This window comes from Marinobacter fonticola (assembly GCF_008122265.1).
Taxonomy (GTDB): Bacteria; Pseudomonadota; Gammaproteobacteria; order Pseudomonadales; family Oleiphilaceae; genus Marinobacter_A; species Marinobacter_A fonticola.
This window is the reverse complement of the sequence record NZ_CP043042.1, coordinates 4,221,779-4,231,287: the sequence shown is the minus strand read 5'-3', so window position 1 is coordinate 4,231,287 and position 9,509 is coordinate 4,221,779. Positions and strand designations below refer to the sequence as shown.

Genomic DNA, 9,509 nt, shown 5'->3' with positions numbered 1-9,509 from the left:
GATGCAATTTCAAAAACTTGGATGTCTTTAGAGGATACACAACGATGAAATTGATTGGCTCGACCACGTCCCCCTATGTTCGTCGCATCCGTCTTCTGCTTGGCGACGACAGTTACGACTTCGAAAATCTGGACATCTACGGGAAGGACCGCGAGGCGTTGCGCCGCAATAATCCTGCGCTGAAAATCCCCATGATTCAGGACGGCGGTCAAGACGTCTATGACTCCCGTGTAATTTCGCGTTACGTCGCCAGCAAACGTGAGGACAAGCCCCTGTCCTGGGATCAGGAAAACCAGTTGACCCTGATCGACGCCGTCAACGATTCGTGCGTCACTTTGTTGCTATCGAAGAAGTCCGGTATCGACGTGGATCAGGATATGATGTTCTACGATCTCCAGCGCGAACGCATCATGATGTCCATGCGGACCCTGGCGGCCATGGTGGATGCCGGCGAATTCGCTGAGTGGAATTATCCGGCCATGTGCCTTTACAGCCTAGTGGACTGGATGCAGTTCCGGGAGGTGGTGGACTTTAACGGTGTGGAGAGTCTGGTGCAGTTCCGGGATAGCAATAAAGACCAGCCGAAGGTGGCGGATACCGACCCACGGCAATAAGGCAGTTATTCGGGGGCGTTCGGCACCTTTAGACAACTGGCTCAATGGCTCAGACAACAGCCATTTTCAGGGCCCGAACAAACACGTGTGAGCGTGATATTGGGCCAGCATTGCTGGCCCGCCGGTTGCTCTAGAGTGGCCTATTTGCTTGCTTCGCGGATTTTGGCCTCTCCGCTTCGCCTTAATCCGCAAAAATGTCTTCGTAGAATACCTTCATGCTTTCCCACGATTCTTCTGCCGCCTTTTCGTCATAGGCTAGCGGCATCTCGAACTTTTCAGCCAGTTCGTCAGCAGCCGGACTGGTGAAGGAGTGTTGCGCTCCGGGGTAGTTGAAGAAGCCCAGGTTGACTTCGGCAACCTGCATTTCCCGCACGAACGCCGCGACCTGATCCGGCGGCACAAAACTGTCGGCACCGCCGGTATGGACCTGAACCGCTGCGGTGACGCTGCCCGGCTCGGCGGTGATATCGCTGCCGAGCGAACCATGGAAGCTCACCACGCCATCCAGGTCTACGCCCATCCGCGCCATGTTCAGCACGACCCCGCCGCCGAAGCAGTATCCCTGAGCGGCAATCTGTTCAGGATTCACGGTGTCGCGGTTCTTCAGGAGTTCCATCGCCTGGGTAAAACGTGATTTGATGGCGCCTTCCTGACCCATGGCCGCCTGCATGAATTTCTTGGCATCTTCGGGATGCTGGGCCACTTTGCCCTGGCCATACATATCCAGCGCGAACGCGGTGTAGCCCAGTTCCGCCAGGCGCTCTGCCTGCTGACGGGCAAAATCGTTGTGGCCCCACCATTCGTGAACCACCAGAATGCCCGGACGCTCACCTTCGAAACGGTCGTCCCAGGCGATATAGCCGGTAAACGGTTCGCCGTCGACGTCGTAGTTCACGGTTTCCGTTTTAAGCGCCGCCTGGGCGGTACCCAGCGTCAGAAGCAGGGCGACCGGCAGGCCCGCCCGAAGTGTTCTGAAGTTCATCGATAACCCTCCTTAGTCGATTTTATCTTTCCCATCGCCTGGCCGTGGACGTGAATCTCACAGGGCCTTGCGGCCCCCATCATCTGATGGGAGACGTTGCCGGCGCAAGCCAGGTGTTCTTGTCATTGCATCCGGCAGGCTGATTTGGCGAATGTGAACTATGCTCATAGCGAGCTGTGTAAGTTCGCACGGCACGCGGTGCGAGTAGCACGCAGTGCAGGTAGCGCGGTGCGAATAACACGCAGTGCAGGTAGAAAGGTACAACAAGAAAGGGGAACGCAATGCTTCTCAAACATGCCTTCGGTCTGTTCACCCACCCTGACGATGAATGGGCGGAAATCCGCCGGGAACACGAAGCGGCGTGGCACGTCTATGCCGCCTATGTGTTGATCCTGGCGGCTATCGGTCCGATTTGTGCGTATATATCCACTACGTATTTTGGCTGGACGGTCGGCAGCGAGCGACTGATCAAGCTATCGAATGTCAGCGCTATTCAGCTGAGTGTACTCACTTACGTCGCGATCCTGGTTGGGGTTTTCGCCCTGGGCTGGATGATCGATTGGATGGCCAGCACCTATGGCGCGAAAAGCGAGGTCGACAAGTCCAACGGGGTTGCCCTGGCAGCCTACGCGGCGACGCCGCTGTTCCTGGCGGGTTTCGCATTACTCTATCCCGTGCCCTGGTTCAATGGACTGGTGTTTCTGGCTGCTGCAGCCTACGCCGGTTATCTGATCTATGACGGGTTGCCTATCGTCATGGGTATTCCCAAGGAACAGGCGATCGTCTATGCGGGCGCTGTGCTTACGGTCGCGCTGGTGATTCTGGTGACGACCCGAGTGGGTTCGGTGCTTATATGGAACCACGGGTTCTCACCCCAGTTCGTTGGCTAAGATGACATTGAGGGCAGTGGAGGAACCATTACCACTGCCCCGGCTCACTCTTTTTCTTGTCCTTCTCCTTCCTTGGATAGCCGGTCCCGAGTCGCTTTGGCGATCTGGATTTCCTGTTCCGTGTAATGGCCCACCATTCGTGCCAAACCGTCTGCCAGTTCGTCGAAACCGATGGGCGGATTGGGGTCGGTCAAATGCCGGACCACCGCAAAAATGCCGCCGTTGATCATGATGTAGCTCATCGTTGGAATGCTCCGGATCTGCAGGGTTTCCGGGTGATGCATCAGGTACTGAGTCACCAGTTCGGAAAGTGTTTTCTGCAGCGGTTCCAGGTACATCTCGAAGTCCAGAGTCATGGCGTACTGGATACAGTTCAGATAGCGACCACCGTCTTCCTGAAGGAAATCCCGGAAGCTGTTCAACAACTCCTTTATCGCGTCCGCTATCGGCATCCGAACAAGATCGGGAACTAGCGGCTGAATCATCGCCACGGTATCCGCCACGAAGCGCTCGGACATGACGCTGAAGATGGCCTCCTTGTTGTCGAAGTACTCGTAGAGCGATCCCACTCCCACCCCTGCAATATCAGCGATTTGCCGAGTGGTGGTTGCCGAAGGGCCGCGTTCGGCCATGGCAATGAAACCGGCCTCGACGATGGCATTGACGGTGGCCTTGGCCCGTTCCTGTCTGGGTTTTCTCGCCATATTTTTTCCGAATTGAATCCGAACAAGCATTCGCTTTAATTTTAAATGGACCCTGGAAGCGGCGCCTGGCGTTTGCTCTGGAAGCCATCAACGGCGTGCAGCGACGATTCAGGCGCTGGTCCGAGGCTCGTCAACATCAATCAGTTTAGGTGACCTATGTTCGGAAGTCGTTTGCCCGGGAACCCCGGGAATTCCGTTTCTGCAGTCGTAACCGGTGCCGGCAGCGGTATCGGGCGGGCGTTTGCCCTGGAAATTGCCCGGCGGCGCGGCGCGGTACTGTGTTCGGATATCGATGAGGCGGCAGCTCAGCTCACGGCTGACGAGATTGTCGCTGCTGGCGGTCGGGCATGGGCTGTCGTTTGCGACGTCAGCAAAATAGCCGAAGTGCAGAAACTGGCCCGCCAAGCCGGGGAGATTTTGCCGCAACCCGTGAACTTGGTCGTCAATAACGCGGGTGTCGGTGCCGGGGGAAAGCCGGTAGGTGAGACGCCCTTGACGGACTGGAAGTGGACCCTGGGTATCAATCTCTGGGGGGTGATCCACGGCTGTCACGTCTTTGCGCCGTTGCTCAGGCACCAGGGCCATGGCGGCATCGTCAACGTGGCGTCCACAGCCAGTTATTCGGCAGCGCCACTCATGGGTCCCTATAACGTCAGTAAGGCCGGCGTCCTGGCGCTGAGTGAGACTCTGGCTGCGGAACTGGCGGGCACCGGAGTGAAAATCACCGCGCTGTGCCCCACGCTGGTGAAGACCAACATCAACGCTAACGGCCGCATCGTGGGCGACGCCTCGAAGCTATTCGACCGGCTGATGGACCGCTTCGGCATGGCGCCGGACCGGGTCGTGCGAATGACCCTGGATGCCCACCAACGCGGCGATCTTTACGTGATGCCGCAATTCGATGCACGCCTGATTTGGCGCGCCAAACGCCTGATGCCCCGCACCTACGCGATGGGCGCCGGGCTGTTTAATCGCCTTCACTAATTAAATGGGAGGAGTCGATCATGGCTCAAATCGATCTCGACAAAATGCTGGCCAAGATCAAGGACAGCCAATGGGCGCTGGCGGATATCGACTGGGAAAAGCCCGGCGCCGACAAAATCGCGCCGGAACAGTGGCCCAAACTCAAGGCCTTCATGTCGGACCTGATGTGGATCGAGCACGTCGGCGCCCGCGGTTTCGCTGCGATGGCGAAAAAGGCGCCCACCGACACGCTCAAGGAAATCTACACCTACTTCCATGCCGAAGAGCAGCGCCATGCCAACGCGGAAATGGCGCTGATGCGCCGCTGGGGCATGTTGGACGGTGAAGAGCTGCCCGAGCCCAACATCAACCTGCGCCTCACGATCGAATGGCTGGATCGCTATAGCGATGACATGCCGTTGGAGGTGCTGGGCTCGGTGATCCCGATGTTGGAAATCGCCCTGGACGGCGCCTTGCTCAAGTTCCTGCTGGACGAAGTGAACGATCCGCTATGTCACGAGGTGTTCGAGAAAATCAACGCCGACGAGGCGCGTCATCTTGGGGTGGATTTTCATGTCATGGAGATGCTCGGTCACGGTCGGTTGCATCAGCTGGCGATCAAGACCTTGGGCACGGTCGCCAGCCCCAAGCTGATCCTTGGGGTGCTGGCCTACGCGCCGCTGCTCAACCGCATGCGCGATAACATCGTCGCCATGGGTTTACAGGAGGAGCGGCTCTACGAGGCGATGGGCAAGTACCGGCGCATTGGTGGCCGCACAAAAGAGGGCCGGCGTAATCCTTGGTACCAGATCATCAGCCAGCACGGGCAGATGGTGATCAACCGGGATCACATCTATCACAAGCCGGTGGATGCCCTGGTCAAATTGAGCGACTACATTCCGCGAAAGGCTCTGGGCCCCGTACCCACCTGGGTCAAGCAGCTCACCTGGCGGCCGACGGCCTGATTTGGCCCTTCGTGCACTTTTTCAGCGGGTCCAACGCCGCTTCAAGAGCGGCTCGGCTCCCGTTTATCGGTGTTTACTGTCTGTGACAACTGTTTGTGAATCGTGTTTGTGACGCCTGTTTATGACGACTATTTATGACGACTATCGAGAACGCATTATGAGTACGGCAACAGCACCCTCCAGAAACCGCCGCAAGGCACCGGTTTCCAAATCCGGCCACAGCCGGACACGGCCGCACACCGTGTTAATCGTAGGTGCCGGTTTTGCCGGTCTCGGCGCGGCGTTGCGCTTGCAGCAGGAAGGCATCCGCGATGTGGTGATCCTGGAGCGCGCGGCGGATATCGGCGGCACCTGGCGGGATAACACCTACCCGGGGGCAGCCTGCGATATTCCATCCAATCTCTACTCGTTTTCCTTTGTGCCGAATCCGGACTGGTCCCGTAGTTTTGCTGGCAGCTGGGAAATCCTGCAGTACATCCACCATCTGGCAGATCACCACAACCTGAGGCGCAAGATCCACTTTAATCAGGACGTGAGCGAGCTGATCTTCGATGATAAAGCCGGGGTGTGGACGGCGACCACCCGTTCAGGCGAAGCCTTCCAGGCCCGGTCGGCGATTATGGCTCAAGGGCCGCTGTCCAATTGCAGTTTCCCCGCTATCCCCGGCATCGACAGCTTCAAGGGCACCAAGGTTCACAGTGCGCGCTGGGACCACGGCTATGATTTCCACGGCAAACGCGTGGCGGTGATCGGCACGGGCGCGAGCGGGGTACAGATCGTTCCCGAGCTGGCCAAGCAGGTGGACAAACTCAAGGTGTTCCAGCGGACGCCGGGCTGGGTGCTGCCGAGACCGGATTTCGCGACGCCGGAGTGGAATAAGCTACTTTTTCGCCGCTCGCCCAGGGCGCAATCTGCCGTGCGCCGGGCGCTGTACCTGACTCACGAGTCCATGGCGCTGGGCATTATCTGGAACTCGCCGTTGACCGGACTGATGGAACGAATGGCGCAGGCCCATCTTCACCGTCAGGTAAAAGACTCCTGGATGCGTCGTCAGCTGAAGCCGGACTTTCGTATCGGCTGCAAGCGGGTGCTGATGTCCAGCGACTATTACCCGGCGCTGCAGAAAGACAACTGCGAGCTGATCACTTGGCCCATTGCCCGTATCAGCGAAAACGGGATTCGCACGGCCGAAGGGATTGAACACCAGTTCGATTGTATCGTGTTCGCCACTGGCTTCGATGTGTCCCACAGCGGTACGCCGTTCAGGGTAGTGGGGCGCAAGGGCCAGGAGTTGGCAGAGGACTGGCGTCGGGGCGCCCAGGCCTACAAGAGCATCAACGTCGCCGGTTATCCCAACCTGTTCATGACGTTCGGTCCCAACTCGGGTCCGGGCCATAATTCGGCGCTGGTCTATATGGAATCGCAGATCGAGTATCTGGTCCGGGCGATCCGGTTGATGGAGGAGAACGATTTTAAGAGCCTGGAGGTCCGCAAGGAGGTTCAGCGGCGTCACAATCGTTCGATTCAGAAACGCCTGGCAAAGACCAACTGGAACTCCGGCTGTAAGAGCTGGTATCTCACCGGGGACGGCTTCAATGCCACCATGTTCCCCGGCTTCGCCACCCAGTACGCTCGTCAGATGAAGGGGCTGAACCTGAAGGACTACAAGGTTGAGAGAGGTTCCGGCCGGCCCCAGTAGTAGCCCTGCCCGCAAAGACCGGGATAGCGCTGCAGCCAGTTGGCGACGGCCTCGGTTTCCACCCCTTCGACCACGATTCTCAGGTTCAATGCATCGCCCAGCTCGACCGCGGTATGAAAGATGCGCTGGCGGATGTCGTTCGACGGAATATCCGTGAGGAAGTTGCGATCGATCTTCAGCTCGTCCAGGTTGAAGGAGGCGAGAGCGCTCAGGGACGAGTAACCGGTACCAAAATCATCCAAGGCAATGCGGAAACCGGCGCGGTTGAGCTTTTCCAGCATTTGCCGGGCCTGATCGGTGTTGCGCATGACCGCGGTTTCGGTGATTTCGAGAATCATGTTGTTGGGCGTTACGTTATGGCGCGCGAGGATGCCTAGGGCCTCGGTATGGAAGTCGGCGCGCGCAAGGTCGCGGGCGGAGATGTTGACCGCTACCGGTACCGGGCGCCCCGCTTGCCGCTCCAGCGCCGACAAATCCTGCACCGCCCGCTCGATCGCCCAGAGGGTAACGCCGTGGATAGCGCCGACGTGCTCGGCAAAGGGTATCCACTGATCGGGACGAATGGGCCCGTAGTCTGGATGGTTCCAGCGAATCAGCGCTTCGTAGGCGATGACGCGACTGTCCCTGAGGCAGACTTTGGGCTGGTATGCGAGATAAATGCTACCGGTGCGCAGGGCCCGGTCGAGATCGAGGATGAGGAAGTGCTGCAGGTTTTGTTCTTCCTCGGAGCGCGGATCGTAGACGTTGATGGCCGTATCCGTCGCCACCGAAGCAAAGCCCGCACGTGAAATCAGTTGGGAACCGCCGCTGCCATGTTCGGGCGCATAGGCCAGCCCCAACTTCGAGCGCCAGCTAAAGGCGTAGTGATCCTCGCTGAAGGGCTGTTCCAGCCATTGGCGGATCACGTTCCAGGGCAGGCTACCGTAGTCGGTGCGCAGCGCAATCACATGGTTGGCGGTGTCTACCGTCCCCAGCGCATGGCCCTGGAAAAGCACCAGTTGTTCGGGGAATTGACCTTCCAGGTAGCGGCAAAAACGGGTGAGGTAGACGCGGAGCAGGTTTTCCGCTTCCTGATAACCCAGCGCTCGTTCGATTTCCCCGTAGCGCTCCAGCCTCAACAGACCCACCACGAAGGATTGCCCCGATTGAATCAGTTGGTCCAGCGTCTGCTCCATAATGGGCCGGTTGGGACGGCGGGACACTGGGTGCGAGGCCATCAGACGATCGTAGTCCTGCTCGAGCCGCGTGCGCAGTTGACGCTCTTCCGCCACTTTCTGGGTGGCGCTCACGCGTTGGCGCCGCTCTTCCAGCAGACGATAGCCTACGACCAAGGTGAGGAAAACGGCGGCTGCCGCAGTACCCAGATAATAGCCCGACGTGGTCACGGCATTGACCGGCACCCAGCCGATGGTTCTCAACATGGCGATGGCGGAACCGGACAGTAGCAACACAAGGGCCAGGGCCAGGTAACGTGCTTGCGGATTCTCGCGGGTATGAAACAGGGCGACGCCGAGCACCAGCAACGGCGCGGCGCTGGCGCCTACCAGTGCCGTGACCTGACCGACGCCGGGCACATGCAGTGGCGCCAGAACGGCCACGGCGAGCAACGGCATGGATGCAAGGCAAAATACTCGGCGGGCGCGGCGACCCAACCCAAGGAAATGGCGGCTGAAACCGAGCAGGGCGATAGCGCCTAGGGGAAGCATCGGTGTCAGCAGGTTGTTCATGGCTGGCCACTGAGGCCACAGCAACCAGAGCCCAAAGCCGTCCAGACACAGTTGGACGACCAGAACGGTGCCAAGCAGGCAGGTAAGCCAGGCCGCCGCCATGCTGCGTAGGGTCAGCAGCAAGGCGAGGTCGAATATCAGCGCGAACAGCAATAGGCCATAGAGGCCGGCTTTCCACACGATCTCGCCGCCGATTTGGCTCAGGAGTTGTTCGGGGGGCGTGGCGGCAAAGGGGAACAGGGTGGGGCCAGCGTTGACCACTTCGAACAGAAACGTGCTGTCAGAGGAGGGGCTAAGCGTCACCGGCCAGATCAGCTCGGGTAAGGCCACCATACGTTCGGCGAAGGGAAAGGTGTCGCCCAAAGTCGGTAGGCGCTCGATTTCACCCGCATCGCCCAGAGCGACGGCGCGAACCTGATCCAGCGAAGGCGCCTGTATACGAAGCAGTAGCGACAATGAGTGGACCGATGCGTTGGTCAGCTCTACTTGGAAGGTGACGGGCGTATCCAGATATCCCAGCCCCGCGCCATGGATTTCCATGGGAAGCCAGCCTTGGTCATCCATCCAGCTTCGATGCCGAAGGGTCCGTTCCAGACTTTCGGTGCGGAACCGGATGTTGGGTTGAAGGGACTTGGGCGGGGGTTGGGACATCAGGGGTGATGCGTGTTCGAAGCCCTCGGCCGGTGCCAGGTTAAGACTCAGGCAATAGGCGCCGATAGCGAAGAACAGAAGCAGCGGTAGCCAAACCCGGTAGCGCAGACGCAAAGACATAGGCGGAAACTCAGCCATGCTGGCCTCGTTGCGTTGATACCTGATTCCGTTCGGGCATGGGGTTCTATCCTGTTGCTCACATGTGGAGCGCGTTTCCGGCGTTTGTGGTTACACGCTATTTACATGCGGAAATGTTGTGTAACATGTTGAATTACCGAAAATTTTACTACATCTTGAGTTTTCCTGCATTGGGT

8 protein-coding genes are annotated in these 9,509 nt (G+C 58.8%); 5 read left to right on the top strand and 3 right to left on the bottom strand.

Going from position 1 to position 9,509, the window contains the following annotated elements; translation table 11 throughout:
• Positions 1-44 precede the first annotated feature (44 nt).
• Positions 45-614 carry a glutathione S-transferase family protein gene (locus FXO11_RS18855; RefSeq protein ID WP_148864485.1) on the top strand — a complete coding sequence of 190 codons (570 nt, stop codon included), beginning with the start codon at positions 45-47 and terminating at the stop codon, positions 612-614.
• A gap of 181 nt (positions 615-795) precedes the next feature.
• Here FXO11_RS18855 and FXO11_RS18850 read toward each other — a convergent pair whose 3' ends face one another.
• Positions 796-1,596: a dienelactone hydrolase family protein gene (locus FXO11_RS18850; protein WP_148864484.1), complete on the bottom strand. Its 801-nt coding sequence runs from the start codon at positions 1,594-1,596 to the stop codon at positions 796-798.
• 281 nt (positions 1,597-1,877) lie between these two features.
• On the opposite strand from FXO11_RS18850, the gene FXO11_RS18845 reads away from it, so the two are divergent.
• Positions 1,878-2,486, top strand: a complete 609-nt coding sequence (locus tag FXO11_RS18845) for a Yip1 family protein (protein ID WP_148864483.1) — start codon at positions 1,878-1,880, stop codon at positions 2,484-2,486.
• 44 nt (positions 2,487-2,530) lie between these two features.
• Here FXO11_RS18845 and FXO11_RS18840 read toward each other — a convergent pair whose 3' ends face one another.
• Positions 2,531-3,190, bottom strand: a complete 660-nt coding sequence (locus FXO11_RS18840; RefSeq protein ID WP_202980254.1) for a TetR/AcrR family transcriptional regulator — start codon at positions 3,188-3,190, stop codon at positions 2,531-2,533.
• Between the two features lie 156 nt (positions 3,191-3,346).
• On the opposite strand from FXO11_RS18840, the gene FXO11_RS18835 reads away from it, so the two are divergent.
• From FXO11_RS18835 to FXO11_RS18825, 3 genes are all read left to right on the top strand, one after another.
• Complete coding sequence (locus FXO11_RS18835; protein ID WP_148864481.1) at positions 3,347-4,174, top strand: SDR family NAD(P)-dependent oxidoreductase; 828 nt, start codon at positions 3,347-3,349, stop codon at positions 4,172-4,174.
• Between the two features lie 20 nt (positions 4,175-4,194).
• Positions 4,195-5,118 (top strand): ferritin-like domain-containing protein, encoded by a 924-nt coding sequence (locus FXO11_RS18830; protein WP_148864480.1) that lies wholly within the window; start codon positions 4,195-4,197, stop codon positions 5,116-5,118.
• A 157-nt stretch (positions 5,119-5,275) separates the two neighbouring features.
• A complete protein-coding gene (locus FXO11_RS18825; protein ID WP_148864479.1) occupies positions 5,276-6,817 on the top strand; it encodes a flavin-containing monooxygenase in 1,542 nt (513 codons plus the stop codon).
• On the opposite strand, the gene FXO11_RS18820 is transcribed toward FXO11_RS18825, so the two are convergent.
• A complete protein-coding gene (locus FXO11_RS18820; protein WP_148864478.1) occupies positions 6,781-9,333 on the bottom strand; it encodes an EAL domain-containing protein in 2,553 nt (850 codons plus the stop codon). The two genes, FXO11_RS18825 and FXO11_RS18820, sit on opposite strands and share 37 nt — an antisense overlap.
• Positions 9,334-9,509: the final 176 nt, after the last annotated feature.

Coding starts and splice junctions, on each gene's coding strand:
- FXO11_RS18825 (WP_148864479.1), top strand. CDS start 5,276: ATGAGTACGGCAACAGCACCCTCCAGAAACCGCCGCAAGGCACCGGTT.
- FXO11_RS18820 (WP_148864478.1), bottom strand. CDS start 9,333: ATGGCTGAGTTTCCGCCTATGTCTTTGCGTCTGCGCTACCGGGTTTGG.
- FXO11_RS18830 (WP_148864480.1), top strand. CDS start 4,195: ATGGCTCAAATCGATCTCGACAAAATGCTGGCCAAGATCAAGGACAGC.
- FXO11_RS18840 (WP_202980254.1), bottom strand. CDS start 3,190: ATGGCGAGAAAACCCAGACAGGAACGGGCCAAGGCCACCGTCAATGCC.
- FXO11_RS18845 (WP_148864483.1), top strand. CDS start 1,878: ATGCTTCTCAAACATGCCTTCGGTCTGTTCACCCACCCTGACGATGAA.
- FXO11_RS18850 (WP_148864484.1), bottom strand. CDS start 1,596: ATGAACTTCAGAACACTTCGGGCGGGCCTGCCGGTCGCCCTGCTTCTG.
- FXO11_RS18835 (WP_148864481.1), top strand. CDS start 3,347: ATGTTCGGAAGTCGTTTGCCCGGGAACCCCGGGAATTCCGTTTCTGCA.
- FXO11_RS18855 (WP_148864485.1), top strand. CDS start 45: ATGAAATTGATTGGCTCGACCACGTCCCCCTATGTTCGTCGCATCCGT.